General features: G+C 55.4%; 25 protein-coding genes, 1 tRNA gene and 1 pseudogene. 10 read left to right on the plus strand and 17 right to left on the minus strand.

All coding sequences use genetic code 11. From position 1 onward, the window contains the following. Positions 1-59: 59 nt before the first annotated feature. Complete coding sequence (gene copA, locus VIJ98_RS05010; protein WP_323272549.1) at positions 60-2570, minus strand: copper-exporting P-type ATPase CopA; 2511 nt, start codon at positions 2568-2570, stop codon at positions 60-62. A gap of 95 nt (positions 2571-2665) precedes the next feature. On the opposite strand from copA, the gene cueR reads away from it, so the two are divergent. Further along, on the plus strand, positions 2666-3082 hold the full coding sequence (cueR, locus tag VIJ98_RS05015) for a Cu(I)-responsive transcriptional regulator (RefSeq protein WP_061717431.1): 417 nt from the start codon (positions 2666-2668) through the stop codon (positions 3080-3082). Here the strand turns inward: cueR and VIJ98_RS05020 are convergent. From VIJ98_RS05020 to tesA, 5 genes are all read right to left on the minus strand, one after another. Continuing rightward, positions 3058-3519: an NfeD family protein gene (locus VIJ98_RS05020; protein WP_008103840.1), complete on the minus strand. Its 462-nt coding sequence runs from the start codon at positions 3517-3519 to the stop codon at positions 3058-3060. The two genes, cueR and VIJ98_RS05020, sit on opposite strands and share 25 nt — an antisense overlap. Further along, a complete protein-coding gene (locus tag VIJ98_RS05025) occupies positions 3516-4430 on the minus strand; it encodes an SPFH domain-containing protein (RefSeq protein ID WP_008103839.1) in 915 nt (304 codons plus the stop codon). Before VIJ98_RS05025 ends, VIJ98_RS05020 begins: the two co-directional genes overlap by 4 nt. A gap of 63 nt (positions 4431-4493) precedes the next feature. Then, positions 4494-5348, minus strand: coding sequence for a co-chaperone YbbN (locus tag VIJ98_RS05030; protein WP_008103837.1), 855 nt, complete (start codon positions 5346-5348; stop codon positions 4494-4496). Positions 5349-5427: 79 nt separating this feature from the next. Then, positions 5428-6201: an SDR family oxidoreductase gene (locus VIJ98_RS05035; RefSeq protein ID WP_061717430.1), complete on the minus strand. Its 774-nt coding sequence runs from the start codon at positions 6199-6201 to the stop codon at positions 5428-5430. Between the two features lie 31 nt (positions 6202-6232). Then, the gene (gene tesA / locus VIJ98_RS05040; RefSeq protein WP_175501722.1) at positions 6233-6859 is read right to left on the minus strand and encodes a multifunctional acyl-CoA thioesterase I/protease I/lysophospholipase L1; all 627 of its coding nucleotides are present in this window, start codon (positions 6857-6859) and stop codon (positions 6233-6235) included. Here tesA and ybbA point away from each other — a divergent pair. Together ybbA and ybbP are read left to right on the plus strand one after the other, a co-directional pair. Then, a complete protein-coding gene (gene ybbA, locus VIJ98_RS05045; RefSeq protein ID WP_323272554.1) occupies positions 6827-7513 on the plus strand; it encodes a putative ABC transporter ATP-binding protein YbbA in 687 nt (228 codons plus the stop codon). The genes tesA and ybbA overlap by 33 nt on opposite strands. Next, positions 7510-9924: a putative ABC transporter permease subunit YbbP gene (gene ybbP / locus VIJ98_RS05050; RefSeq protein WP_323272556.1), complete on the plus strand. Its 2415-nt coding sequence runs from the start codon at positions 7510-7512 to the stop codon at positions 9922-9924. The genes ybbA and ybbP overlap by 4 nt, the downstream gene beginning before the upstream one ends. A gap of 123 nt (positions 9925-10047) precedes the next feature. On the opposite strand, the gene purK is transcribed toward ybbP, so the two are convergent. From purK to ppiB, 4 genes are all read right to left on the minus strand, one after another. Then, positions 10048-11112, minus strand: a complete 1065-nt coding sequence (gene purK, locus VIJ98_RS05055; RefSeq protein ID WP_323272558.1) for a 5-(carboxyamino)imidazole ribonucleotide synthase — start codon at positions 11110-11112, stop codon at positions 10048-10050. Beyond that, the gene (gene purE, locus VIJ98_RS05060) at positions 11109-11618 is read right to left on the minus strand and encodes a 5-(carboxyamino)imidazole ribonucleotide mutase (protein ID WP_323272560.1); all 510 of its coding nucleotides are present in this window, start codon (positions 11616-11618) and stop codon (positions 11109-11111) included. The genes purK and purE overlap by 4 nt, the downstream gene beginning before the upstream one ends. Before the next feature lie 131 nt (positions 11619-11749). Continuing rightward, positions 11750-12466 (minus strand): UDP-2,3-diacylglucosamine diphosphatase, encoded by a 717-nt coding sequence (locus VIJ98_RS05065; RefSeq protein ID WP_323272561.1) that lies wholly within the window; start codon positions 12464-12466, stop codon positions 11750-11752. After that, positions 12466-12960, minus strand: a complete 495-nt coding sequence (ppiB, locus tag VIJ98_RS05070) for a peptidylprolyl isomerase B (RefSeq protein WP_008103818.1) — start codon at positions 12958-12960, stop codon at positions 12466-12468. Before ppiB ends, VIJ98_RS05065 begins: the two co-directional genes overlap by 1 nt. A 332-nt stretch (positions 12961-13292) precedes the next feature. Between ppiB and cysS the strand changes: the two genes are divergently transcribed. Together cysS and VIJ98_RS05080 are read left to right on the plus strand one after the other, a co-directional pair. Then, positions 13293-14678, plus strand: coding sequence for a cysteine--tRNA ligase (gene cysS / locus VIJ98_RS05075; protein ID WP_258144729.1), 1386 nt, complete (start codon positions 13293-13295; stop codon positions 14676-14678). 33 nt (positions 14679-14711) lie between these two features. After that, positions 14712-15803 carry an AAA family ATPase gene (locus VIJ98_RS05080; protein WP_323272564.1) on the plus strand — a complete coding sequence of 364 codons (1092 nt, stop codon included), beginning with the start codon at positions 14712-14714 and terminating at the stop codon, positions 15801-15803. Positions 15804-15833: 30 nt separating this feature from the next. Here the strand turns inward: VIJ98_RS05080 and ybcJ are convergent, their stop codons facing one another. Further along, positions 15834-16046, minus strand: coding sequence for a ribosome-associated protein YbcJ (ybcJ, locus tag VIJ98_RS05085; RefSeq protein ID WP_007890771.1), 213 nt, complete (start codon positions 16044-16046; stop codon positions 15834-15836). Further along, entirely contained in the window at positions 16046-16912 is an 867-nt protein-coding gene (folD, locus tag VIJ98_RS05090) for a bifunctional methylenetetrahydrofolate dehydrogenase/methenyltetrahydrofolate cyclohydrolase FolD (protein WP_061717422.1), read from the minus strand. Before folD ends, ybcJ begins: the two co-directional genes overlap by 1 nt. A gap of 175 nt (positions 16913-17087) precedes the next feature. On the opposite strand from folD, the gene VIJ98_RS05095 reads away from it, so the two are divergent. Both VIJ98_RS05095 and VIJ98_RS05100 read left to right on the plus strand, forming a co-directional pair. Further along, positions 17088-17591 (plus strand): DUF1198 family protein, encoded by a 504-nt coding sequence (locus VIJ98_RS05095; protein WP_323272567.1) that lies wholly within the window; start codon positions 17088-17090, stop codon positions 17589-17591. A gap of 95 nt (positions 17592-17686) precedes the next feature. After that, a tRNA-Arg gene (locus VIJ98_RS05100) sits at positions 17687-17763 on the plus strand. Between the two features lie 18 nt (positions 17764-17781). Here VIJ98_RS05100 and VIJ98_RS05105 read toward each other — a convergent pair. After that, positions 17782-18246 (minus strand): annotated as a pseudogene (locus VIJ98_RS05105) (site-specific integrase); the annotation flags it as partial. Positions 18247-18376: 130 nt separating this feature from the next. Between VIJ98_RS05105 and VIJ98_RS05110 the strand changes: the two are divergent. The 3 genes from VIJ98_RS05110 to VIJ98_RS05120 all read left to right on the plus strand — a co-directional run bounded on the left by VIJ98_RS05110 (position 18377) and on the right by VIJ98_RS05120 (position 21255). Then, complete coding sequence (locus VIJ98_RS05110) at positions 18377-19492, plus strand: DNA cytosine methyltransferase (protein WP_323272569.1); 1116 nt, start codon at positions 18377-18379, stop codon at positions 19490-19492. A 14-nt stretch (positions 19493-19506) separates the two neighbouring features. After that, positions 19507-20385, plus strand: a complete 879-nt coding sequence (locus tag VIJ98_RS05115; RefSeq protein WP_323272571.1) for an NgoMIV family type II restriction endonuclease — start codon at positions 19507-19509, stop codon at positions 20383-20385. Between the two features lie 72 nt (positions 20386-20457). After that, the gene (locus VIJ98_RS05120; RefSeq protein WP_323272573.1) at positions 20458-21255 is read left to right on the plus strand and encodes a hypothetical protein; all 798 of its coding nucleotides are present in this window, start codon (positions 20458-20460) and stop codon (positions 21253-21255) included. 214 nt (positions 21256-21469) lie between these two features. Here the strand turns inward: VIJ98_RS05120 and tssG are convergent, their stop codons facing one another. From tssG to VIJ98_RS05140, 4 genes are read right to left on the minus strand one after another with little or no spacing between them, the layout of a single operon-like run. Further along, complete coding sequence (gene tssG, locus VIJ98_RS05125; RefSeq protein WP_323272575.1) at positions 21470-22495, minus strand: type VI secretion system baseplate subunit TssG; 1026 nt, start codon at positions 22493-22495, stop codon at positions 21470-21472. Next, positions 22492-24276, minus strand: a complete 1785-nt coding sequence (gene tssF, locus VIJ98_RS05130) for a type VI secretion system baseplate subunit TssF (RefSeq protein ID WP_323272577.1) — start codon at positions 24274-24276, stop codon at positions 22492-22494. Before tssF ends, tssG begins: the two co-directional genes overlap by 4 nt. 7 nt (positions 24277-24283) lie before the next feature. Beyond that, positions 24284-24685: a hypothetical protein gene (locus tag VIJ98_RS05135; RefSeq protein WP_323272579.1), complete on the minus strand. Its 402-nt coding sequence runs from the start codon at positions 24683-24685 to the stop codon at positions 24284-24286. Further along, positions 24670-25989 (minus strand): phosphatase PAP2/dual specificity phosphatase family protein, encoded by a 1320-nt coding sequence (locus tag VIJ98_RS05140; protein WP_323272581.1) that lies wholly within the window; start codon positions 25987-25989, stop codon positions 24670-24672. The genes VIJ98_RS05135 and VIJ98_RS05140 overlap by 16 nt, the downstream gene beginning before the upstream one ends. Position 25990: the final 1 nt, after the last annotated feature.

Below are 25990 nucleotides of genomic sequence, written 5' to 3' on the forward strand. Positions count from 1 at the left end.
TTTTTAAGGCAAAAAACCATGCTAGCGATTTCATCCGATGAAAAACAGGGCTGTAATGGCTATTGCCGTTGCGCGGGCTTGAAGCGCAACAAACGGTTAGCGTTGCTCACCACGGTAATTGATGACAGCGCCATCGCCGCGCCCGCGACAATCGGGCTCAACAGCATGCCGGTAAACGGATAGAGCACGCCCGCAGCAATCGGAATCCCGAGGCTGTTGTAAATAAAGGCACCCAACAGGTTTTGCCGCATATTGCGCAGCGTGGCGCTGGAGATCGACAGCGCATCGGCGACGCAGTGCAGATCGTTTCGCATCAACGTCATGGCGGCGGTTTCTACTGCCACATCGCTGCCGCCGCCCATGGCAATGCCGACATCGGCTTGCGCCAGCGCGGGCGCATCATTGATGCCATCGCCGACCATCACCACTTTGCGGCCTTGCTGCTGAAGCTGCGTAATCGCCTGCGCTTTGCCATCCGGCAACACGCCGGCAATCACTTCATCAATACCTGCTTCGGCGGCAATCGCCTGCGCGGTTTTCTGGTGATCGCCGGTCAGCATAATCAGGCGATAACCTTGCTGATGCAGACGCTGCAGCGCTGCTTTGCTCTCGGGACGCAAGCTGTCTCGCAGTGCGATCAATCCCAGTAGCTGCTGATTATCGGCCAGCAGCACCGGCGTTGCGCCTTGTGCGGCGAAGCGTTCGATGTCGGCCTGCGCGGCGCGATAATCAATCTGCTGCTCATCCAGCAGCGCCTGATTTCCCAGCAGCAGCGTTCTGTCGGCCACTGTAGCGCTGATACCTTTGCCGCGTATTGTACGAAATTGCTTAACCGCTTCGGCGTTCACCGCTGGCGCAGCATCGAGAATGGCTTTAGCCAGCGGATGGCTGGAGCCTTGCTCCATCTGCGCCGCCGCGCTGAGCACCTGTTCGCGATTCCAATCACCATACAGCGCGACATCACTGACCTGCGGTGTGCCGCGTGTCAGGGTGCCGGTTTTATCAAACACAATGGTATCGACTTCGCTGGCCCGCTGAAGCGCATCGGCGTCACGCACCAGCACGCCCAGCTCAGCGGCACGTCCGACGCCTGCAATCACTGACATCGGCGTGGCTAAACCCAAAGCGCAAGGGCAGGCGATGATCAGCACTGTCGTCACAATCACCAATGTGTAAGCCAGCTGCGGCTGCGGACCCGCCAGATACCAAATCAAACCACTTAGCAGCGCGATCGCCACCACCACCGGTACAAACACCGCGGAGATACGGTCGGCCAGCCGGCCAATATCCGGTTTGCTGCTTTGCGCCTGGCGCACCAGATTGATGATGCGCGCAAGCCGGGTGTGGCTGCCGGTGGCGCGCGCCACAAAGTGCAGCGTGCCGTCTTGCACCAGCGTACCAGCAAAGATTTTATCGCCCGGCTGTTTGGCCTGCGGCACCGCTTCACCAGTCAGCATCGCTTCATCCAGCCAGGCTTCGCCGCTGGCGACGTCACCGTCCACCGGGACGCGATCGCCGGTCACCAGTTTCAGCGTCATGCCGGACTCAACTTCGCTGAGTGGCAGCAGCGTTTCACCTTGATCGCTAATGACCCGCGCCTGCGCCGGGGTTAAATCCAGTAATCGTTCCAGCGCCTTCGAGGCGCGCTGGCGTGCACGCTGCTCTAGCGCGTGGCCGAGATTGATCAGACCAACGATCATCACGCTGGCTTCGAAATAGAGATGACGCGCCTGATGCGGGAAGAATTCGGGCCATAGGGCAACGCTCATCGAATAGAGCCACGCCGCGCCAGTTCCCAGCGCCACCAATGTGTCCATGGTGGCGGTACCGTGACGCAAACTGCGCCACGCGCTGCGGTAGAAGTGCCCTCCAGCAATCACCATCACCAGCAAGGTGATGACGCCAAGCGTGCGCCACAGCGTTTGGTTATCTGCGCTCAGCATCATGTTGTCGCCGAGCATGCCCCAAATCATCATCGGCACGCCGAGCAGCAACGCCAGCGCTGATTGCCAGCTAAAGCGGCGCATGGCTTGCTGCGCGCTGACCTGCTGGCGCTCGCGCCGGGTTTGTTCGTTATCGATCACTTCAGCGGAATAACCGGCCTGATCGACAGCGCTCACCAGCGCTTCGGCGCTTGCATCGCCGATGATCAGCGCGCTGCGTTCACCGAGATTGACGCGTGCCTGACTGACGCCCGGCACCTTTTTCAGCGCCTGTTCCACGCGACTCACGCAGCTGGCGCAGCTCATGCCGCCAATCAGTAAGTGATGCACCGCTTCAGTGGATGGTGCCGGTTGCGACTCCGTTGTCAGCGCCTCCGGCGGCGGCTCTGTAGCTGTCAACGGATTAGGCTTTGGGCTGGTTGCGCCGTCTTTCAGCACCGCGTGATAACCGGCTTGTTCAACCGTAGCGATCAGATCGCTGGCGCTCGCCGCACCGGTCACGCGCGCTTCTTGCTGTGTGACGTCGGCCTGTTCAACATCGCTGCGCTGCTCCAGCGCTTCTTTGACGCGTTTAACGCAGTGGCCGCAGGACAAACCGTCCAGCTCCAGCAGTTGGGTATGTGACATGGTTAACTCCTCAGGTAATGATTTTGACTGCATGCAAAATTTGCATTAGAACTAAAGCCTAAACCTTCCCCTGAATGGAAGGTCAAGGGGGAAAAATGAACATCAGCGATGTGGCAAAAAAAACCGGACTCACCAGCAAAGCGATTCGCTTCTACGAAGAGAAGGGCGTAGTGACGCCGCCGTCGCGCAGTGACAATGGCTATCGCCATTATGCGGCGCATCATATTGATGAGCTGAATCTGCTGCGTCAGGCGCGTCAGGTGGGATTTACGCTGGAAGAGTGCCGTGAACTGGTGACGCTTTTCAACGATCCCGCGCGCCACAGCGCCGATGTTAAAGCGCGCACTTTGCAGAAAGCCGACGAGATTGCTGCGCACATTGAAGAGTTACATGCGATGCGCGCGCGCTTGCTGGAGCTGGCGGAAGCTTGTCCCGGCGATGATAGCGCCGAGTGCCCGATCATCAATCATCTGGCTGGTTGCTGCCATCAGGCTGATGGAAAGCGCGGCTGAATCATCAGCGTAATGCCGACCACGCCGGTGACAATCACTGGCGTGCCCGCTGGCAGATCGCTATCTGCTTGCACGCGCCAGCTGCTGTCGCCGATACGCACGTGACCAAGGCCATTTTTCAGCGCGTTATCCAGCGTCAGCTGCATGCCCATTAACTGATTGCCGCGCTGGTTAAGCGTGTTGGCGACCTGCGACGATTCGCGATAGCGCATCCAGCGATGCCAGAAAAACGCGCTGAGCAGCGTCATCACCGCAAACACAATGCCCTGGCTGGTCCATGAAATGGGAAACAACCATTCGATCAGCGCCACCGCGACGGCGGCTAAGCCACTCCACAGCAGATAACCGCTGGTACCGAGCATTTCGGCGGCCAGCAGCAGGCCGCCCAACGTCAGCCAGAACCAATGTGGATGCGCAATCAGCTCCATCAGGATCATGGTCGGCGCTCCGTCCGGCTCTCCTTCAGCAACTCGCTGATACCGGCAATTGAGCCGAGCAGGCTGCTGGCGTCCAGCGGCATCATCACCACTTTGCTGTTGTTGGCTTCGCCGATTTTTTGCAGTGCGTCGGTGTATTTCTGCGCCACGAAGTAGTTCACCGCCTGAATATCGCCGGCGGCTATCGCTTCGGAAACCATGCGCGTCGCCGTGGCTTCTGCTTCCGCCTGACGCTCACGCGCTTCGGCTTGCAGGAAGGCGGAGGTGCGTTCACCTTCGGCTTTGAGGATCTGCGACTGCTTGTCACCTTCGGCACGCAGAATCGCCGCCTGACGTACGCCTTCTGCGGCAAGAATGTCGGCGCGTTTGGTACGTTCCGCCTTCATCTGCGCGTTCATCGCGGCGATCAATTCCTGCGGCGGGCGCACATCGCGGATTTCGATACGGGTGATTTTCACGCCCCACGGATTGGTGGCTTCATCGACGATATGCAACAGACGCGTGTTGATGTTGTCGCGCTGCGACAGCATCTCATCCAGTTCCATGCTGCCAAGCACGGTGCGGATATTGGTCATGGTCAGATTGAGGATCGAGAGTTCAAGATTGCTGACTTCATAGGCGGCGCGCGCCGGATCGACAACCTGGATAAAGCACACCGCATCAATAGTGACGTTGGCGTTGTCTTTAGAGATAATTTCCTGGGAAGGGATATCGAGAACCTGTTCCATCATATTGATTTTGCGACCAATACGATCCATGAACGGCACCAGCAGATTGAGGCCTGGCTCCAGCGTTTTGGTATAACGGCCAAAGCGCTCTACCGTCCACTGATAGCCTTGTGGAACAATTTTTACACCGGCCCACACGGTAACGAGTGCGAGCACAATGATGACGGGAATTACCGTTAACATATAACCTCCTGGCTGTCAGATTGTCGGGCCGAGTCGTTCGGCCCGTTTAACGCGCGGTACCGATCAGTACAGCAGCGAGTAAAGCTGGCGGCGATAGCGCGTGGCGAGGGTGTCGCCGGTGCCGAGTGCGGCCAAAATCTCCTGGAACATTTTACGCACCTGGCCGTCACCGACGCTGAGATCGCTTTTCAGGAAGCTGAACAACAACTCCAGTGCTTCCTCATTACGGCCAACCTGATGTAACTGTAACGACAGTTTAGCAGCCAGCTCGGCATTGGTTGGATCGCTGGCTAACTGCTCCTGCAACAGCTGAATTTCTGGCGTGTCGGCGGCCTGCTTTAACAGATCGATTTGCGAAACCAGGCTCTGATAGCGCGTGTCCTGATCCTGCAGCGGCACCGCATCCAGCACGGTTTCGGCTTCGTCGCTGCGATTCAGAGTGATTAGCACTTCCGCCAGCAGGAAACCAATTTCGCTGTTTTTGTTGCTCAGCTGCCAGGCGTCTTTCAGCAGCGGCAGCGCTTCCAGCGGTTTGCCTTCGTGCATCAATTGCATCGCCTGCTGCGCTTTAACCTCTTCTTCACGCGGCAACACTTTTTGCAGCAGGGCGCGAATCGCCTCTTCCGGCTGCGGTCCCTGGAAGCCATCCACCGGCTGACCGTTCTGGAACAGGTAAACGGTTGGAATGGAGCGCAGGCCAAACTGCGATGCCACCATCTGCTCTTTATCGCAATCCAGCTTCGCCAAAATAAACTGACCCGCATACTCCTGCGCCAGGCGATCCAGCACCGGCGTCAGTTCCAGACAGTGCTGACTGCGTTCGGACCAGAAATAAAACAGCACCGGCAGCTGCATCGACTGTTCTAAGGTCTGCTGCAGGTTGGATTCGTTGATGTCGATAATCAAAGCGTGTGACATGAATACGTCTCTTGTCAGAAAGTGTGTTGAGGATATGGGGGCAAGCTGCCCCGGTTCAAGTTTGATTCTGTGTTGCAGCTTAGTTGCTGCGCAAAATGCGATCCAGTATCCAACCTGGCAGCAGACGTTTCAGCAGACTCATCGCCCAGGCGACCAGCGTCACCGGATAGCGCAGGCGCGGATGTTTGCTCTCTAACGCGTGGCGCAGCTTCGGCAGAATCGCTTCTGGCGGCAGGGTAAAACGCGCGGCGATGCCCGGATTGCGCACCGGTTTATCCTGCTGGCCCTGATGCACGTTATCGGTGAAACGGGTGCTGATCGGGCCCGGCTCAATCAGGCTGACGCGCACGCCTGAGTCGCGCACTTCGAGACGCAGCGCATCGCTCCAGGCTTCCAGCGCCCATTTGCTGGCGGCATAAGCACCACGACCCGGCGTGGAGATCAGTCCCAGCACCGAGCTGGTATTGACGATGCGCCCGTTGCCGCTGGCTTGCAGCGCAGGCAGCAGGCGCATGGTCAGTTGATGGGTGCCAAACAGGTTGGTGGAAAACTGCTTCTCTAACTGCTGACGCGAAACGCTGCTGAGCGGCCCATATTGACCAAAACCGCCGTTGTTAAACAGCGCGTGCAGGCGATGATCGGTGAGTTCCAGCACGCGATCGGCGGCGGCATCGACGCTGGCGGCATCATCCAGATCCAGCTGCACGCCAATAAATCCCAGCGCTTCCATGCGCGCCACATCGTCGGCGCGGCGACAGGCGGCCAGCACGCGATAGCCGCGCGATAAAAGGTCATTTGCGGCGACCAAACCAATGCCACTCGAGCAGCCGGTGATAAGAATAGTTCTTTGCATTTTTTTACCCGTTAAAAATCACGCGTCTGCATTAATCATGCTTTACTAACGGAGCCAGTTCGGTCGCCATCAAATTGGCGATAAACGGCTGAGCATCCGGATTGGGGTGAATTCCATCCTGCTGCATCCACTCCGGCTTCAGGTAGACCTGCTCCATAAAGAAGGGCACCAGAGGAATGTCGTACTGCTGTGCCAGGCGCGGATAGATCGCGCTAAACGCCTCCGTATAACGACGTCCATAATTGGCCGGTAGACGAATCTGCATCAGCAGCGGCTGCGCCTTAGCGGCTTTCACTTCGTCTATCACTTTGGTCAGATCGGCGGCGATATTCTGCGGCGGGAAACCGCGCAGGCCATCGTTACCGCCCAATTCGATTAACACCCAGCGGGGTTGATGCTGTTTTAATAGGCCCGGTAAACGCGCCAGCCCTTGCCCGGCGGTATCTCCGCTGATGCTGGCGTTAACCACTTTGGGCTGCTGTTGCCACTCTTTATTCAGCAGGCTCGGCCAGGCCGCCGTGGCCGACATGCGATACCCGGCGCTCAGGCTGTCGCCCAATACCAGCAAGGTATCGGCGGCGGCGATGCGGGACACCAGCAGAAGCAATAACAACAGGAAGGGATAATGCCAGCGGAAAACATTGTTGCAGTTCATCATCTTACTAAGTCCGTCGGTCAGGGAGAGCATCAGCTGACCATCCTTACCGGAGTTGAGCTGGTTGTCAAACCAGCTGAGACCATCGCGCTGATTGGCGAGTCCGGCTCTGGCAAATCCACGCTGCTGGGCATTCTGGCCGGACTGGACGACGGCAGCAGCGGCGAAGTGTATCTGCTTGGCCAGCCGCTGCACAGCATGAACGAAGAGCAGCGTGCGGCACTGCGCGCACGCGAAGTGGGCTTTGTGTTTCAATCCTTTATGCTGGTGCCGACGCTGAACGCGCTGGAAAACGTGCAACTCCCGGCGCTGTTGCGTGGCGACAGCGATCGCGAAAGTCGTTCGCAATCGGTGGAGTTGTTAACTTTATTGGGCTTGAAAGATCGTCTGCACCATCTGCCGGCCCAACTCTCTGGCGGTGAGCAGCAGCGTGTGGCGCTGGCGCGGGCCTTTAGCGGCCGTCCCGGTCTGCTTTTTGCCGATGAACCCACAGGCAACCTCGACCGTAAAACCGGCGATCGCATCGCCGATCTGCTGTTCTCCCTCAACCGCGATTTTGCCACAACGCTAATTCTGGTGACGCACGACGAACAACTGGCAGCGCGCTGCGACCGCCGCCTACGGCTGCGCGACGGCAAGTTGTGGGAGGAGTCATGATTTGGCGCTGGTTCTGGCGCGAGTGGCGTTCGCCCTCGCTGCTGATTGTCTGGATGGCGCTCACTTTAGCGGTGGCCTGCGTGCTAGCGTTGGGATCGATCAGCGATCGTATGGAAAAAGGCTTAAGCCAGCAGAGCCGCGACTTTATGGCGGGGGATCGCACGCTGCGCACCACCTCGCCCGCGCCGGACGCGTGGCTGAATAAAGCGCGTGAAGAAGGGCTGTCGGTTAGCAGCCAGCTGCACTTTATGACCATGACGTTCGCACAAGAGACGCCGCAGTTGGCGGACGTGAAAGCGGTGGATGATGCCTATCCAATGTTTGGCACGCTGCAAACCGATCCGCCGGGCTTACGCCCTCAAGCGGGCACGGTGTTGGCCGCGCCGCGTTTGCTGGCGCTGCTGAATCTGAAAGTGGGCGATAGTGTGGATGTCGGCGACACCACGCTACGCATTGCCGGTGAAGTGATTCAGGAGCCGGATGGCGGCTTCAATCCGTTCCAGACCGCGCCGCGTCTGCTGATGAATCTGGCTGACGTGGAGAAAACCGGTGCGGTGCAGCCGGGCAGTCGCCTGAGCTGGCGCTACAAATTCTCCGGCGAACCGGCACCGCTGGCGCGCTATGACAGCTGGATCGAACCACAGCTGAAAGCCGATCAGCGCTGGATCAGCGTCGATAACTCGGAAGATGCGCTGGGCCGCTCAATGCAGCGCGCACAGCAATTTTTACTGCTATCGGCTTTGCTGACGCTGATGCTGGCGATTGCTGCAGTGGCGGTGGCGATGAGTCATTACTGCCGCAGCCGCTACGATTTGGTGGCGGTGCTGAAAACGTTGGGCGCAACGCGCAAGGCGCTGCAGCGGCTGATTATCGGCCAGTGGCTGGCGGTGCTGCTGCTGGCGGCGATTGTCGGAAGCGCGTTGGGGCAGGGCATTGAAGTGATTCTGCTGCTGATGCTGAAGCCGGTGCTGCCGGGCGCGCTGCCTGCGGCGAGTTTCTGGCCGTGGCTGTGGGCGATTGGCGCGATGTTTGTGATTTCGCTGCTGGTGGGTTTGCGTCCGTATCGCTTGCTGATGGCAACGCAACCGCTACGCGTACTGCGCCGGGATGCGGTGGCGAACGTCTGGCCGCTGCGCATCTATCTACCTGCGATGGCGCTGGTGGTGATTGGCTTGCTGGCGTTGCTGATGGGCGGCAGCAAAATGTTGTGGGCGTTGCTGGCGGGCGTGGTGATGCTGGCATTGTTGCTGGCGTTACTCGGCTGGGGCACCTTGCTGCTGCTGCGTCGGCTGGTGGTGCGCAATCTGGCGCTGCGGCTGGCGATTAACCGTCTGCTGCGCCAACCGGCGATGACGCTCAGCCAGCTGGCGGCTTTTTCGCTGTCATTTATGTTGCTGGCGCTGCTGCTGGTGATGCGCGGCGATCTGCTGGATCGCTGGCAACAGCAACTGCCGCCCGATAGCCCGAACTATTTCCTGCTGAACATAACCAAAGATCAGGTGCCACAGGTGCGCGACTTCCTGAGCGGACATCAGCTCAAGCCGGAAACCTTCTATCCGATTGTGCGTGCGCGTCTGACTGAGCTAAATGGCAAAGAGGCCGATCCTAAGCTGGATAACGCGCTAAATCGCGAACTCAATCTGACGTGGCAAGCAGAGCGTCCGGATCACAATCCGCTGATCTCCGGCAACTGGCCGCCGCAGGCTGGTGAAGTGTCGATGGAAGTGGAGCTGGCGGATCGTCTGGGCGTGAAGCTCGGCGATACCTTGACCTTCAGCGGCGACACGCAGCAGTTCAGCGCCAAAATCACCAGCTTGCGCAAGGTGGATTGGGAAAGTCTGCGGCCGAACTTCTTCTTTATCTTCCCGCCAGGCGCGCTCGATCAACAGCCACAAACCTGGCTGACCAGCTTCCGCATGGAGAGCAATCCGGCGCTGCTCGCGCAGCTTAATCGCGCATTCCCGACGCTGAGCTTGCTGGATATCGGCAGCATGATGCGCCAGATCGGTCAGGTGCTGACGCAGGTGAGTCAGGCGCTGGAAGTGATGGTGGTGCTGGTGACGGTATGCGGCGTGCTGCTGCTGCTAGCGCAGATTCAAGTCGGCATGCGTCAGCGTCGGCAGGAGTTGGTGGTCTATCGCACGCTCGGTGCCAGCAAGCGCTTGCTGCGCGGCACGTTATGGTGCGAGTTTGCGCTGCTTGGCGTGGTGTCGGGGATTGCGGCAGCGCTGGGCGCGGAAGCGGCGCTGTGGGGCTTGCAGCGCAAGATCTTCGATTTCCCGTGGCAGCCAGACTGGACGCTGTGGATCGCCTTGCCGATCGGCGGCGCGCTGCTGCTCTCGCTGTGCGCCGCCTGGCTGGGTATTCGACTGTTAAAACAGAAGGCGCTGTTCAGAAGCTTCAGTGCCTAAATTGTCGATGGTGGTGTAACCAGGTGCGCATTAATGCGCGCCCTACGAAAACCCCACAGGAATGCGCGTTCGGCAAAATCACATCAATCTACGTAGGGTCGCCATTAATGGCGACCTGGCTAATCAAAACTTCTCAACCGCCCACGCAATTCCGCTCGCATACGCTTGCGGCAGCAGCGGCACCAGCGCATTCAACGCTGACGCCAGACGCCCACGATCGCTATCGGTCAGATTAAGGTGCCCAACCTTGCGGCCTTCACGCACCTCTTTGTCGTACCAATGCAGATGCACCAGCGGCTGTTGCAGCCACGCCAGATTCACATCGGTACCAATCAGATTCACCATCACCGACGGCGCAAACACCACCGGTTTTGGCAGCGCCAAACCTAAAATCGCACGCAGATGCAGCTCGAACTGGCTGATTGACGCGCCATTCTGCGTCCAGTGACCGCTGTTGTGCACGCGCGGGGCCAGCTCGTTGATCAGCAGACCTTCTGGCGTAATGAAACACTCCATCGCCATCACGCCAACATACTTCAGCTCATGCATGATGGCGCTGAGCATCGCTTCTGCCTGCTGTTGCTGTGCGGCATCGGCCTGTGGGAACGCCACGCTGGTGCGCAGAATGCCGTCCTGATGCAGGTTATGCGTCAGCGGATAAAACACCGTGCTGCCATCGTGTCCACGCGCACCGACCAGCGACACTTCACCGCTGAAATTAATGCCTTGCTCAACGATGCATTCGCCGTAGCACTCATCCGGCAGCGCATCGGTTTCGTTAGCGCGCAAACGCCACTGACCGCGGCCGTCATAGCCGCCGGTACGACGCTTAACAATCGCCAGTTCGCCCAAGGTGCTGAACACGTTTGGCCACTCGGCTTTATCGGCCAGCAGCTGCCACGGCGCGGTGGCGAGGTTCAGCTGATCCAGCAGCTGTTTTTGCGTCAGACGATCGGCCAGACGCGGGAAAATATCGCGATTCACAAAGGCCGGATGGCTCGCCAATTCGCGGGTTAACGCGGTTTCCGGCCAGCGCTCAATCTCAGCGGTGATCACGCTTTCGGCGATCGGCAGCGCAGAAGGCTCCGCATCCAGACCCACCGGATAGACCGCGATGCCCAGCGGTTCACCCGCCTGGCGCAGCATGCGGCCTAACTGGCCATTTCCTAATACGCAAACCGGCTTCATGCGTCCTCCCGCGGATCCGGGTTGTTCAGCACTTCATCGGTTTGCGTTTGACGCCAGTTGGCGATGCGCGTTGACAGCGCGCTGTCGTGGATCGCCAGAATCTGTGCCGCCAGCAGGGCAGCGTTAGCGGCACCGGCTTTACCAATCGCCAGCGTACCGACCGGAATACCGCGCGGCATCTGCACGATGGAGTAGAGGCTATCGACGCCGCTCAGCGCCGCGCTTTGCACTGGCACGCCCAGCACCGGCACCAGCGTTTTCGCGGCCAGCATGCCCGGCAAATGGGCAGCACCGCCAGCACCGGCGATGATCACCTGAATACCGTTTTCAGCGGCGGTTTCCGCGAAGCTGAACAGTTTGTCAGGCGTACGGTGAGCTGAGACCACTTCAACGTGGAAGGGAACATCCAGGCTGTTAAGAATTTCCTCGGCGAACTGCATGGTAGCCCAGTCACTTTTGGAACCCATGACAATGGCGATACGGGCCGGGGCGGCGTTGGATGACATGCGGTCAACTCCTGTGAATATGCAAACGAACCTGGCCGGGCGGGCAGGCGAAGAAGGGCACAGAGAATAGCATGAGATGGCAGCAAGGAAAACGGTTGCGTAGGCGGAAAACGGGCATTGATGCCCGGATTTCAGAAGGGGAATTCGATCAGGCTGACGCCGCTGGCATCGAGCTGAATCATCGATCCGTTCTCGTGCCAGGCACCGAGCACCGCGCGCTGGGCGTTTTCGCCGTGCAGCGTGAAGGGATGAATGGCGGGACGATGCGTGTGGCCGTGAATCAAAATCGGCACCTGCTGGCGCGTCATCGCGGCTTCCACTGCGGACTGATTAACGTCCATGATGCTGACCGACTTGTGCTGATTCGCCTGCTTGCTGCCATTGCGCATACGCGCGGCAATGCGCATGCGCAGACGCAGCGGTAACGCGAGAAACAGGCGCTGCAACCAGCGCTGATGCACTTTGGCGCGAAAACGCTGATAGCCTTCATCGTCGGTGCACAAGGTATCGCCGTGCATGATCAACACGCGATGTCCGTAGAGATCGAGCACCTTCTCTTCTGGCAGCAGCGTCATGCCGCTCGCCCGCGCAAAACGCTGGCCGAGCAGGAAATCGCGATTACCGTGGATGAAGAATTTAGGCACCGGCAGCGCCTTAAGCGCCGCAGCGATTTGCTGATGCAGCGGATTAGGATCGTCGTCGCCGATCCAGGCTTCAAACAGATCGCCGAGGATGTAAAGCGCATCGCAGGAACGCGCTTCACCCTGCAAAAAATGCAGAAAACCGGCAGTAATTGCCGGTTCTTCATTACACAGATGCAGATCTGCGATAAACAGCGTGCGCGACATTACTCGCTAACAGTCACTTTCTGGATGACAACATCTTCAACCGGAACGTCCTGATGCATGCCGCTGCGGCCGGTTTTCACCGCTTTGATTTTCTCAACCACGTCCATGCCTTCAACCACTTCTGCGAACACGCAGTAACCCCAGCCTTGCAGGCTTTCGTCACGGAAGTTCAGGAAGTCGTTGTCTGCCACGTTGATGAAGAACTGGGCAGTTGCAGAGTGTGGAGCCTGAGTACGCGCCATCGCCAGCGTGCCTTTGGTGTTTTTCAGGCCGTTGTTCGCTTCGTTGCGGATGTCTGCTTTGGTATCTTTCTGCTTCATGCCAGGCTCAAAACCGCCGCCCTGAATCATGAAACCGTTGATTACGCGATGGAAGATAGTGTTATCGTAAAAACCTTCCGCGCAGTATTCCAGGAAGTTCTTCACGGTAGCCGGCGCTTTGTCATCGAAAGTTTTAATTACGATATCGCCATGGTTCGTCTGGAAAGTGACCATTATTTTCTTCCTGTCAAGGTTGTCGTCAGTGTCGCTGCCGCGCCTGCAAGGCGGCGGGGCATTTTTGTAGACGCTTCTTATATCACAATTTCCAATAACGCGTCAGTAACCGGACGGCAGTTGGCAACCGAGCGATGCACAAGTCAGAAAAATACGGCACAATAACCGGCTTGATGCTGGCTGGTTAGGCGAGGTTGTTTCGGTCACCATAAATGGCGACCCTACAAACCGGACAGTATTTCGTAGGGTCGCCATTTATGGTGACCGTATTAAACCCAATGCACATTTATCACGTTCGAATCCCGCACACGTAATTAAAACGGAACCGTTCAATGCTAAAGATTTATAACACCCTGAGTCGACAGAAAGAGGAATTCAAACCCATCCATGCCGGTCAAATCGGTATGTACGTGTGTGGTATCACGGTTTACGACCTCTGTCATATCGGCCATGGGCGTACGTTTGTGGCATTCGACGTGGTGGCGCGTTATCTGCGTTATGTGGGCTATCAGCTGAAGTACGTGCGTAACATCACCGATATCGATGACAAAATCATCAAACGTGCCAATCAAAATGGTGAAAGCATTGAAACGCTGACCAACCGCATGATCGCCGAGATGCACAAAGATTTCGCCGCGCTCGGCATTTTGCCGCCAGATCTGGAACCGCGCGCGACGCGCCATATCGATGAGATCATCGAGCTGGTCGGCACGCTGATTGAACGTAAGCACGCGTACGTAGCCGACAACGGCGACGTGATGTTCGACGTGTTAAGCGACAAAGATTACGGCGCGCTGTCGCGTCAGGATCTGGAGCAACTGCAGGCCGGTGCGCGCGTCGAAGTGGCGGATGTGAAGCGCAATCCGATGGACTTCGTGCTGTGGAAGATGTCCAAAGCCGACGAACCGGCGTGGAACTCGCCGTGGGGCAACGGCCGTCCAGGCTGGCACATCGAATGTTCGGCGATGAACTGCAAACAGCTCGGCACCCATTTCGACATTCACGGCGGCGGTTCGGACCTGATGTTCCCGCACCACGAAAACGAAGTGGCGCAATCCACCTGTGCGCACGATGGTCCGTATGTGAATTACTGGATGCACTCCGGCATGGTGATGGTTGACCGCGAGAAGATGTCGAAATCGCTGGATAACTTCTTCACCGTGCGCGATGTGTTGCAGCACTACGATGCCGAAACCGTGCGTTACTTCCTGATGTCGGGCCACTATCGCAGCCAGCTCAACTACGGCGAAGATAACCTCAACCAGGCGCGTGCGGCGCTTGAGCGTTTGTACACCGCGCTACGTCATACCGATGCCAACGCCACGGCGGCGGGTGGCGAAGAGTTTGAAGCGCGTTTCCGCACTGCGATGGATGACGACTTCAACACGCCGGAAGCCTATTCGGTGTTGTTCGATATGGCGCGTGAAGTGAATCGTTTGAAAACCGAAGATAAAGCCTCCGCTGATGCGCTGGCGGCGAAACTGCGCCAGATCGCTAACGTGCTGGGCATTTTGCAGCAGGATCCCGAGCAGTTCCTGCAAAGCGGTGCGCAGGTAAATGACGATGAAGTGGCGGAAATCGAGCATTGGGTGAAAGCCCGTTCCGATGCGCGTGCAGCCAAAGATTGGGCGCAGGCTGATGTGGCGCGCGATAAGCTCAATGAGTTGGGCGTTATCGTTGAGGATGGGCCGCAAGGTTCCAGCTGGCGACGCAAATAACCGGAGAGGGCGAGAAATCGCCCTTTTTTATTGATGACGATTGAACAGATTCACATTCACGGCTTCCGCTCGGTGCGCGACCTAACGCTGCCGCTGCAGCAGCTCAACGTGGTGAGCGGCCCGAACGGCTGCGGCAAATCCAACCTGTACAAAGCGGTGCGACTGCTGCACGAAGCGGCTAGCGGACGCTTAGCGCTGGCGCTGGCGGAAGAGGGCGGCATCCAGAAAGCGATGTGGGCAGGCGGATTGCGGCGCGGCGATCGTCGGCACGATCCCAAACGTTTGGCGTTGGCGGTGGTGATGGACGATATGGATTATCAGCTCGATATCGGTTTTCCTGAGCCGTTAGAAACCAGCATGTTCAATCTCGATCCGCTGGTAAAAGAGGAGCGCTTGTGGATGAGCGGCCAACGGCGGCGTCCTTCCTCCTGCATCATGCAGCGGCAAAATCAGACCGCCTTTTTACATAATGTGCAAGGCGAGCGCGTAGCCTATCCGGCGGTGCTGCATCCCGAAGAGTCACTGTTTGGGCAACTGGGTGAACCGCATCTTTATCCGGAGCTTTCGCAGGTGCGCGAAAGGCTGCGTCAGTGGCGTTTCTATCATGAGTTTGCTGTGTGGCCCGGTTCACCGATTCGTGCGCCGCAGATTGGCGTACGCGCGCCGGTGCTGAGCCATGATGGCAGTAATCTGGCGGCGGCCTGGGCCACTATTGTTGAACGCGGTCATGTCGAGTTGCTGCACGAAGTGATGGCCGAAGCTTTCCCTGACACGGAATTTCACGTTGATGTGCAGAACGGGCGTTTTCAGATGCTGATGTCACGACGTGGGATTTTGCGTCCGCTGGAGAGCGCCGAGTTCTCGGATGGCACGCTGCGGTTTCTTTGCTTAGTGGTGGCGCTGCTCAGCCCGCGTCCGCCAGCGTTTATGGCGCTCAACGAACCGGAGAACAGTTTGCATGAAGATCTGCTGCCCGCATTGGCGCGACTGATTGCCGAAGCCAGCCAGTTCAGCCAACTGTGGATCACCAGCCATTCACCGAAACTGGCAACGCTGATTGCGCAGCATACGGCGGTGAATCATATCGAGCTGGAGCAAATCGAAGGGGAAACTCGCGTCTTGTAAGGTCGCCATTCATGGCGACCTTCCGGATGACTACGCTACAACCGTAATCTTAAAACCAGCAAACTCAACCTTCTGGCCTTCAACAATCTTGCAGCGCTTACGCGTTTCAACTGCGCCATCTACGCGCACTTCGCCTTCCGCGATTACGGCTTTCGCCTGCGCACCGCTTTGCACCCAACCTTCGAGTTTCAGCAGGTCGCACAAATCAACGTGGGCATGTTTACCGAGAGAAAAACTGGCCATTATGCCTCCTCAATGTCGTGAAATTCTTCACACGCTGTCAGCGTGTTTTGGATCAGTGTAGCAACCGTCATTGGACCGACGCCGCCTGGAACCGGCGTGATGTACGAGGCGCGCTCAGAAGCCGCTTCGAACTCCACATCGCCGACCACTTTGCCGCTGTCGAGACGGTTGATACCTACATCAATGACTACAGCGCCCGGCTTGATCCAGTCGCCCGGAATAAAGCCCGGCTTGCCGACCGCCACCACCAGCAGATCGGCGTGCTCAACGTGATGACGCAAATCTTTGGTGAAACGGTGCGTCACGGTGGTGGTGCAACCGGCGAGCAGCAGTTCCATGCTCATCGGGCGGCCTACGATATTCGATGCGCCAACCACCACGGCGTTCAGGCCGTAAGTATCGATATTGTAGCGCTCCAGCAAGGTAACGATGCCGCGCGGCGTACACGGGCGCAGCTTCGGCGCGCGCTGGCACAGACGACCGACGTTGTACGGATGGAAACCATCCACGTCTTTGTCCGGCACGATGCGCTCCAGCACTTTGACGTTATCGATGCCGGCTGGCAGCGGCAGCTGCACCAGAATGCCGTCGATATCGTTGTCGTTGTTGAGCGTATCAATCAGCTCCAGCAGCTCGGCTTCGCTGGTGGTGGCGGGCAAATCGTATGAGCGGGAGATGAAGCCCACTTCATCACAAGCACGACGTTTGCTGGCGACATAGATCTGCGAAGCCGGGTTTTCACCCACCAGCACAACTGCCAAACCGGGCGCACGTTTACCGGCCGCCAGACGCTGCTGTACTTTTTCGGCAACCTCAAGGCGCACCTGCTGCGCAATCGTTTTACCGTCAATAATTTTTGCTGCCATCAGAGAGGAAATCCATCTGTAGAGGGTTAGATCGGGGATGGCGCCTATTCTGTCAGAAGCGCGTGCGGCTGTCAGGTAGAGATTCGCCATCAACGCCGCTTTCCCGATTTTTCGCCGTGGCGCCCGCCCGCGTTAGCGCTTATGATGCCCGGCAGTGAATGAGATGGATGACGTGATGATTTGGTTAATTCTCGCCACGCTGGCGGTGGTGTTCGTGGTAGGTTTTCAGCTGCTGACGGCCAGCTCGCGCCATGCGGTGCAGGCGCTCAATAAACGGTTGCAACTGCCGCCGGTGCATATCGAATCGATGTTGTCGCTGATGGGCAAAGAGGCGGCAAAGGAGTTCACCGATTACATCGCGGGCGCTAACGACACGCATCTGCACAATGGCGCGGCGGTGCTGCTGATTTGGCAGGTGCTGATTGTCGATGGCAGCGACGAAAATATTCAGCGCTGGCATGGCATTTTGAGCCGGGCTGGGTTTTCAGCGTTGATTACACGTCAGCAGTTGTTGCTGGCGTTGGGTTTCTTGCGCCAGCTGGAGCCGGACAGCCAGGAACTGCATGCGCTGCGCGAGCAGTACAATGCGCACTTCACACAGCAAGGGATTGAGCTGGAAGGCGAAACGGAGCAGGGCGGGAATCTGGTGTCGATGAGCGAGTGGCGCAAACGGCATTAAGGGGTTTTGGTTAATCTGGCAGCACTCCGCTGCTCTTGAAGGGCAAAAACGTTGACGCGCGAGCCGCTGGACGTATAATCCGACCCAATCACTATGCGCCCTTAGCTCAGTTGGATAGAGCACCGGCCTTCTAAGCCGTAGGTCACAGGTTCGAATCCTGTAGGGCGTACCAATACAAATCAACGAGTTATCACTCTCCTCCCGCTTTCAAATTTTCCCCATGGGACAGATTTGGGGCACGACTGCCAAAAATCGCGTCATTTTGCCTCGCATGTTCTGTTAAATGCTTCGGTGCCAGGTGAGCATAGCGCTGTACCATTTCTGTACTCTCCCAGCCGCCCATTTCCTGTAATGCCGACAATGGCACGACAGCCTGAATAAGCCAGCTCGCCCATATATGGCAAAGGTCATGAAAGCTGAAATCATCAATGCCCGCTCGCTTTAAAGCAGCTCTCAAGGCTGTATTGGAATCCACTCACGTTTTGCGCACGGTTGCTGTTGTGGTTCCGTCACTTCTCTTCGCTTATTCGGTGTGAACAAATACTTAGTTGTAATGCCACTCGATCTGTTTGCATAGAACGACTTCGGCTGTGTCATTCAGGGCAACGTCAATTGCTCTGCCTGACTTGCTGTCTACCGGGTAAATCCATGCCACTACAAAACGTCCTAGCATTTGATGAGCGTCATCCTAAACTTAAAGAGAAGTAGGTATGGGTTTTTGTACAGCATAAACATATGATAAATTATGGCTAATTATAGTCATCATAACTAAGCGATGCGGTATTATGAGCAATAAATTCAAGGTGATAGATCTTTTCTGTGGTGCTGGTGGGCTCTCCACTGGGTTTTGTCATGGCGAGATGTCAGCTCATTTTGAAAGCATTTTGGCCATTGATAACGATGCTGCTGCGATTAAGACCTATAACGCAAACTTCGATTCACATGGTATCCAAGCCAATATCGATGAATGGATTGCTTCCAATGAGATTCCGTCTGCCGATATCGTAATCGGAGGGCCACCATGCCAGGGATTTAGCCTCCTTAACAAGAACAGGGAAGGCGATCACCGTAGAGCGCTTTGGGAGCCCTACATGGACATCATTCAGCGTTCTGGCGCGTCCATGTTCGTAATGGAAAATGTCCCAGGCCTGCTTAAAAGCGATGAGTTTGTCGATATTGCTGCTAGAGCTGAATCTATGGGCTTTGTGCTTCTTGACCCAAAGGTACTTAACACTGCTGACTATGGTGTGCCTCAGACCAGGAAAAGAACTATAGCTATCGGTATCAAACGAGAGCTTTTTGAGATGGACAACGTACCCGCATTTCCTCCGGCCCCTTCTCATCGATCACCCGAGAAGTCTGGCGAGCTGCCTGTCTGGATTTCAACTCAAGAGGCGATTGGAGATTTACCTGATCCTATTGGTACTGAGATCCGAGATGAATTGCCACCCATGAATCTTCATTTTGGTCGCAGTCCAACTGAGATTTCCAAACAACGCTACCAGGCGGTGCCCCTAGGTGGGAATCGTTTCGACTTACAGAAGAATCGACCTGACTTAACCCCTGCATGTTGGATCAAAAAAACATCAGGCGGAACAGATTTGTTTGGTCGTCTTTGGTGGGAAAGACCCTCAGTAACTATACGTACAGAGTTCTTCAAGCCAGAGAAGGGGCGTTATCTTCATCCTGAACAGCATCGCCCTATTACTCACCGAGAAGCCGCTAGACTGATGTCATTCCCCGATGATTTCATTTTTCATGGTTCTAAAACGGAAGTCGCACGTCAGATTGGCAATGCGGTTCCACCATTATTCGCCGAAAAAATCGCTGCTTACGCACTTGATGTAATGCGGGCAAAGAAAGATGATGCGGTGACGGTTAAGAAAAAAGACGCTGCATAGAAGGTTAGAGGTTTATGGACGAACATAACGAAATTGGTACTGTTGCTTTCGCTGAAGCTCGCAAAGAATTTCACGCACAGCTTCTTTTGAATACATTGACTATCAACGCTGCAGGTGTGGTAAGTAATGCTGATAGCAGTAATAACAACAGTAAAGCAATAGCACGCGAAATTGCCCGTTTGCTGCAGGCTGAAACTATAGGCGAGAGGATTGCCGGGCAAACCTCAGGTAATCAGTTCGAAAGCATCTGCGCTCAGTTCGTTGAAAAAACATTTCTGAAACTTGGCCACCTACGGCCAGGTAGATGGAATGTTCAACAAGTATCTGGTCGGAATCGCCTTGAAATAGCCAAGTATGAACAATATTCTCACCTCATAGCCCTCGATAGCGCAGCTAAGAATGATGCACAACTTGCAGCTGCGTTAGGAAGTGACTATACCATTTCACCCGATATTATTGTCGCTCGTCAGCCTGAGCATGACAGCGTCATTAACAAGCCAGAAATGATCGTGAATGATTCTGTCACTCTGATGTCAGGACTACGCGAATCAAATGGCGGTAAACCGTTACTACACGCGAGTATTTCCTGCAAATGGACGATAAGAAGCGATCGGGCTCAGAACGCACGATCTGAAGCTCTTAATCTTATGCGAAACCGTAAGGGGACACTTCCACACATCATGGTCGTAACTGCTGAACCAACCCCAAGCAGACTTGCCTCAATAGCCCTTGGTACAGGTGATATTGATTGTGTCTATCACTTTGCTCTTTATGAACTTCAGGCTGCAGTAAAGCTTCTCGGTTTGCATGATGCCGCTGATATGCTTGCTGTAATGGTTAATGGTAAGCGATTAAAAGATATATCGGATTTGCCTTTGGATCTTGCAATCTAAAAATTAATTAGTTTCAGTAGCTCCTCAGAGCTTAATGATTACATTATCCACCTGATAATGCTGGAGGCAATTATGAGTATTCCTACACCTTGGGGATTAATTGGAAAAGTAATTAAATGGGGGTGGGAGAAACTAACCCGATTTTGGTTATATAACACCTACAAAAAATCTCACGAAGACAAACAGAAACTACAGCGTCTGGGATCATACTGGGAGAGTTTAGATGATCATCTTGAATATTCACTGAGACTTTCAAATCCCGCTGACCATGAAAAAATAAAGTCTAAGGTGGCTTTTCGTTCCTTGAAAACTCCAATTAAGGAAGCTGTTCTCTTTTTTGAGGCCAGAGGAAGTGGGATTCGGTATCAACAGAAAATTGAGCTGAAAAATATTGATGAAAACGTTCTTGTTGTTACTCTGGAACAGATTCCCCAAGATGACTTAATAGAATCGAGTGAGCGCGGTATTTTCTTCACTATTGATGAAATCCAATTCATCGATTGCCAGTTAACTATGACAGATGGCCATAAAATATCGCATTTCAATTCATTAACATCCCATTTGACTTACAATTGGCTATTCAATGATAAGTGGCAGCGACGCTGGGGGATGTTATGGAACTGCAACTCGATAGAATATGCAAAGCTTGAGATGTCCGGTTATTTACGTAGAAGATTAGGTGATTACCAGCACTTCTTTTTTACATCAGATCATAATGAGGGAGTTTCTCTTGTGGGGAGTATGCGTAAACTGCTTTGTAAAATAATAATTCATCCGAGTGTGTTGACCATATTGTTCTGGTTAGCTATTCACTCTGGAGGTTACAGTCTTGGCGATGGGAAGTTAGTTCGTAGAAGAAAGTGGTTTTAGGCACAATAGGCATTATTTTTTCCGGAATTTAAAATCATCAATTAAGTCTGTGGTGTTAGTAAAAGAATGTAGATATAGCATCCGATAAGAATAAACATTTTTTACCACAATGTTATTTAAAACGATTTTTACACAAAAATCTAATAGCTCTTTTTGCCTTCCTAATTATGATAGGGTGCTTTTAGTTGCAAATTTATATATAAATAGTCAATGTTCAAAAAGCTACTTGGGCATTTTCCCCTCGCAGCTTCCCTACTTTGATGCGCACCGTTTCCGGCATCGCACTCAGATTATCCTCCCTCAACCCCAGCATCATATTGTATCCATTAAACATCCCGGCATCGCCCAGCCGCGGCATTGGCAGCAATCGTGTGGGAATCGTTAACCAAAATCGCAAATCATAGTCACAGCCTAGGTACGTTCGCAGTAGCGCCATCACATCCTGCCTGAGTTGCCCGCCGGGCATCCAACCCTTTGCCTCATCAGGATCGTCTGTTGAAAGCTCAACCCGTGAGCAGTAATCAGCCACGTGGGTTGCATCGCCCAGGATCGGATTATGATCAAGCGTCATGCCGCTGGACATTGAAAGCTGGGCGCGTTTTGCCACCGGCATCCTTACTGGATGGTGCGCGAAAACCTCAACTTTGGTGTTCGGTGCCTGGCTTCGTATAACCGCAGCGATGCCTTCAGCAGTGTGCGTGGTATGCAGCAACGGTTTCAGTATCGCCAGCAGGCGTGATGACGGCTGATCGCCGCTGTGGGCGATGCCGGTTAGCGCCATCAGGCTTTGCGAAACCGTATCGGTACCGCCCGGCTCAAAGGTAGCCGGATAGCTGTATTTGCGCCAAATGCGATAAAACTGCGTCATCAGACGATGATTGAAAATATCCAGAAACGCCGCCATTGCATCAGCTCCGTCACGCCCTTGGTTAATATCATCAATGATGCTGGTGGGCAGCGGCGAATCGACGCCGTACAAGCCGAAGAAGTTAGTTCTTACCGTCGGTATCGCATACGGATTATCGGCGTCACTTTCTGTGCGTTTCAACTCTCCAGCGGGAAAGCCCAGATGCGGATTGGGACGAAAGCGCACCGGATCGCTCTCTGGCGTGCGGCCCGTGCCAAGACGGCTGCCGGTCGTCTGTTCAAGCAACTGGCAGAAGCGGTAAAAGTTATACCGCGCCGTCTGGTCATTGCCGTTATTGTCCAGCCAGAACGGTTTTTTGTTTTCTTCGCTCACATCAGCACCCTGTCAATGCGTCGCTCCGGCCAGGCCCACTCGGTGCCCGAAGCGGTCAGCAGCACCGTCAACTGGGTAAAGCGCACAACGCTGGCGTACTGCGTCAGGAACTGCTCCAGCAGCTCGCAGAACAGGCGGGCATCGCCGGTGCCGCTGAACTGGGTTTCATCGAGCGCCACGCGAATACGCACCCCGTGCCAGTGATACGAGGAGTTATAGTCCTGACGCCAGCTGACGTGGCGAATACCGCTGATGCGACGGCGGTTGTTATCGTCATTGCTCCAGTCAAACAGCGCCAGCACGGCTCGGAGGCTCGCAGCATCGTTAATCATCTGGCTCAGGGCGCGCGGATGCAGCAGCGACATCACATGCCACTGAAATAATTGCGTGGTTGGCGGGTAATAAGGCATAGAAGGGGGATGACGCGTTGTGCACTGCAACGTCAGGTTGCCGGTGACCGCGCTTCCATCAAATACGGCTTTCTCCAGCGCCATGCGCGGATAGTTACCATTGGTGCAGGTGATGTTCATAAATAGCGTGGCATCATCCTCGGCCCGATCGGTCTCGCTTTCATCGCCGCCTAGCATCAGCAAGGTTTCATAAAGACCGCTAACACCCCGCCAGACACGCGTATGGAAATATCGCTCTGGCCAGGACTCTTTGCGTTGCAACATGCCACCTTTTTGCCGGAAGTGCCGATACGGCACATAACGCCGCTTATCCAGTGTTTCGCTGGCGGCAACTTCATCAACACTGTAAATCTCAGTGTGCTGATCGCGCAGGCGGTGCGGGCGCAGACGATAATCGAGCACTGCAGGCTTCACCTTCAGCGGCTCGGCGTTCAGCGTAAACAGGTTAATCACCGGCACGCAGTGAATGCGCAGCGCGTCCGCCGGCAGGGAAATATCACGCGGAAGTGGCTGACTAAGGTGAATATCGAGAATCACCTCGCGGCAGCTTTCGTTGAAGAGAAGCGTGTTGAGCCCCGATAGAGTAAAGAAGGCGTAGCGAGCCGGGAAACTGAAATATTCCAGCAGTGGGCGCACTTCGCCGCACAAGGCTGGGCTATCGCTTTCCGGCCAGACCGAGTGCCAGTGCTGCTGCCAGCGGGCGCGGATGTCGCCACTAAAGGGTTTAGGATCACAGTTAACGCTCTGCGGCTGGCGAACAGTAATTCTTTCAATATGGTTGGTTAGGGCTTGATACATCAGCGACTGCACCGGGCGATCTCCGTGGATGTAGAGCGGGATATCGCTGAGATCGATTTGGCTCGGATCTGCCTGAGGGCTGAGTGAAAACCGCAGGGAGATCATCTGGTGTCCATCAGGATGGAAGGGCGCCGTTATCTCGCCCAGCGTCAGCGGATGCAATTTCAGCGCATCGGTAGTGCGATAAGGGCAGCGCAGGCCAGTAATATCCATCGGTCGGGTCAGCAGCGTTGTGCCTTCCGGCAGCATCGCATCACGTACCTGAGCAACCATATCAGGCGTAAGTTCCACCACAGACATCGATGGCAGCGTGCGGTTCACCACGGGCAGCAGATGCCCGAGCAGCGGCTCTGTTAGCTCAGGAATATCGTCATCAATCTTGCGACGCATCTGCGCCATCATCAGCGAGAAGCCCTGAAACAGCTGTTCGACCGAGTCATCTATCTTCAGAGATTTGCCGTCTACGCCCAGTCGCCGTCCCGCCTCCGGATACTGCTCCGCAAACTCCTGCGCCGCCGCCTTCAGATAACGCATTTCGCTGTCGAAATATTTTAGAAAATCATGATCGTTCATGGTTCACCTACTCAACCAGCGTGAGTGCCAGATAAATCACTGAGCAGATTGAAACCAACCACAGCACCAGCAGTGAGATCATTGCCCGGTAAAACATGACTCTTGTTCCGTGCAGGCGATCTACCAGAGAACGCGGGCGGGAAAATTTTTTCGGCCACAGCTGCGCCATGCCCCGGTCAAACTCAGCAAGGTCGTCTTCGTTATTGAGCAAAGCGAAGAGCCGTTCATCAAGCCATAAACGCCAGCAGTAGTAGTGTGTGATGAAGAACAACAACATTAACGGCAGACTCAGCGCGGAGTAGATAAGGCTGAGTATCAGCGCCAACGGTGGCAGTGTCAGCGCGGCAAAGTAGCGCCAGCTTGCCAGATGAATTTGCACAATTCGGTTGGTCATCATGATGTCTGACATAGCTGTTCCTTGCTGAAGGCTTCCAGGATTTCAATGTGTGCAGGGGTGAGAACAATCTGCGGGCGTCGGGAATGGATGAGTTCAACGGCTTGAACGACAGAAGCTGCATGTCCTTCCGCCAGCAGCCACGCCGCAACCACCGTGGCACTGCGCGATAAACCCAGCGCGCAGCAAACCAACACCTTGTCACTTTCCCGGTGCAGTTGCTGGAGCTGTCTTACCGCAGTGCGCAAATGCTCAATGTCGGGCACCAGCAGATCCATTAGCGGATAGGCCTGCCATCTCTGTGCGTTCCGGTTGCCTTTGTGTAATTCTGCGGTCAGATCAAAAACTGCCAAATCTTGCTCAACCTTGTCCGGAAACCTGCCCAGCGATACGCCAGAGGCAATCTCATTACTTTGCGCTGTGTGCCGGGAAAACCAGCGGCGGGAAATCCTCGCGCCTATCAGATAGGGTAAAAGCAGCAGGCGTGCGGAGAGAGATAAGTTGCCGCTACTGCTTTTCTGGAATACCGTCACGCCCAATCCGGTATAGCCCGCAGCCACTGCCAGCAGCGCCATGGCAGGCCACAACAGCAAGTAACCACAGGGAATCGCGGCTCCAGCCAGTAAAAACAGCATTCCACCCAGGCAATATTTGCCAGCAAGACGTCGCGCGTGCAGAGTTGGCCGCTGCCAGCGCCATACCCCTCTAATCGGAATCAGGTAGCTGATGATGACCGCGACCACAATCCCGCTAATTACATCGATAAAATGGTGCTGCCAGGTGGTCAGTACGGAGATAGCTATTAGCAGGAACCAACTGGCCGCAACGATTCTCTCATTGCGATTTAGATGCTGGCGAAAGCGCAGCCAGAGCAGCCAGGTCAGAATAATGTGCAGCGAAGGGGCCTGGTTATAGGGTAAATCAAACTGTTCAAGCTGGCGGAACAACCAGCCAAAAGCACCCTGGGTTTCCGGGCGCGTGAAGGTAAACTTCAGCGGGAAAAGTAAAAACGCTGCACACGCCACCAGCGATGCTGCAAGCAGGCGATAGCCGTGACGCATCAGTTCCTGTCTTGAAGTGCAGATGAACAGTGAAATACCGTAAAGCAGGTCGATGCTCCAGTAAGGCACGATAGTCCAGGGAATAAATGGGATCGAACGTTCCCAGGCAAACACCAGGCTGCCCACATCATCGCGGGTCGCGGTGAAGGTATTCACCTGCCCGTAGCTGAGAAAAAACAGTGGCCCCAGCAACATCAGCCAGCAAAGCCCCTGTTTCCAGGGGCGAAAAGAGCGTTGTGTCATCAACGATTCAGTCATG

This window comes from Pantoea sp. S18 (assembly GCF_045689705.1).
Taxonomy (GTDB): Bacteria; Pseudomonadota; Gammaproteobacteria; order Enterobacterales; family Enterobacteriaceae; genus Pantoea; species Pantoea symbiotica.

Excerpts from the sequence above, each read along its gene's own strand:
- VIJ98_RS05135 (WP_323272579.1), bottom strand. The coding sequence starts at position 24,685 with ATGTCAGACATCATGATGACCAACCGAATTGTGCAAATTCATCTGGCA.
- VIJ98_RS05140 (WP_323272581.1), bottom strand. The coding sequence starts at position 25,989 with ATGACTGAATCGTTGATGACACAACGCTCTTTTCGCCCCTGGAAACAG.
- ppiB (WP_008103818.1), bottom strand. The coding sequence starts at position 12,960 with ATGGTCACTTTCCAGACGAACCATGGCGATATCGTAATTAAAACTTTC.
- folD (WP_061717422.1), bottom strand. The coding sequence starts at position 16,912 with ATGGCAGCAAAAATTATTGACGGTAAAACGATTGCGCAGCAGGTGCGC.
- tesA (WP_175501722.1), bottom strand. The coding sequence starts at position 6,859 with ATGATGAACTGCAACAATGTTTTCCGCTGGCATTATCCCTTCCTGTTG.
- purE (WP_323272560.1), bottom strand. The coding sequence starts at position 11,618 with ATGTCATCCAACGCCGCCCCGGCCCGTATCGCCATTGTCATGGGTTCC.
- VIJ98_RS05025 (WP_008103839.1), bottom strand. The coding sequence starts at position 4,430 with ATGTTAACGGTAATTCCCGTCATCATTGTGCTCGCACTCGTTACCGTG.
- VIJ98_RS05065 (WP_323272561.1), bottom strand. The coding sequence starts at position 12,466 with ATGTCGCGCACGCTGTTTATCGCAGATCTGCATCTGTGTAATGAAGAA.
- ybbP (WP_323272556.1), top strand. The coding sequence starts at position 7,510 with ATGATTTGGCGCTGGTTCTGGCGCGAGTGGCGTTCGCCCTCGCTGCTG.
- ybbA (WP_323272554.1), top strand. The coding sequence starts at position 6,827 with ATGCCAGCGGAAAACATTGTTGCAGTTCATCATCTTACTAAGTCCGTC.
- ybcJ (WP_007890771.1), bottom strand. The coding sequence starts at position 16,046 with ATGGCCAGTTTTTCTCTCGGTAAACATGCCCACGTTGATTTGTGCGAC.
- VIJ98_RS05080 (WP_323272564.1), top strand. The coding sequence starts at position 14,712 with ATGACGATTGAACAGATTCACATTCACGGCTTCCGCTCGGTGCGCGAC.
- VIJ98_RS05110 (WP_323272569.1), top strand. The coding sequence starts at position 18,377 with ATGAGCAATAAATTCAAGGTGATAGATCTTTTCTGTGGTGCTGGTGGG.
- tssF (WP_323272577.1), bottom strand. The coding sequence starts at position 24,276 with ATGAACGATCATGATTTTCTAAAATATTTCGACAGCGAAATGCGTTAT.
- cueR (WP_061717431.1), top strand. The coding sequence starts at position 2,666 with ATGAACATCAGCGATGTGGCAAAAAAAACCGGACTCACCAGCAAAGCG.
- copA (WP_323272549.1), bottom strand. The coding sequence starts at position 2,570 with ATGTCACATACCCAACTGCTGGAGCTGGACGGTTTGTCCTGCGGCCAC.
- VIJ98_RS05120 (WP_323272573.1), top strand. The coding sequence starts at position 20,458 with ATGAGTATTCCTACACCTTGGGGATTAATTGGAAAAGTAATTAAATGG.
- VIJ98_RS05030 (WP_008103837.1), bottom strand. The coding sequence starts at position 5,348 with ATGTCACACGCTTTGATTATCGACATCAACGAATCCAACCTGCAGCAG.
- purK (WP_323272558.1), bottom strand. The coding sequence starts at position 11,112 with ATGAAGCCGGTTTGCGTATTAGGAAATGGCCAGTTAGGCCGCATGCTG.
- VIJ98_RS05020 (WP_008103840.1), bottom strand. The coding sequence starts at position 3,519 with ATGATCCTGATGGAGCTGATTGCGCATCCACATTGGTTCTGGCTGACG.
- VIJ98_RS05035 (WP_061717430.1), bottom strand. The coding sequence starts at position 6,201 with ATGCAAAGAACTATTCTTATCACCGGCTGCTCGAGTGGCATTGGTTTG.
- VIJ98_RS05095 (WP_323272567.1), top strand. The coding sequence starts at position 17,088 with ATGATTTGGTTAATTCTCGCCACGCTGGCGGTGGTGTTCGTGGTAGGT.
- cysS (WP_258144729.1), top strand. The coding sequence starts at position 13,293 with ATGCTAAAGATTTATAACACCCTGAGTCGACAGAAAGAGGAATTCAAA.
- VIJ98_RS05115 (WP_323272571.1), top strand. The coding sequence starts at position 19,507 with ATGGACGAACATAACGAAATTGGTACTGTTGCTTTCGCTGAAGCTCGC.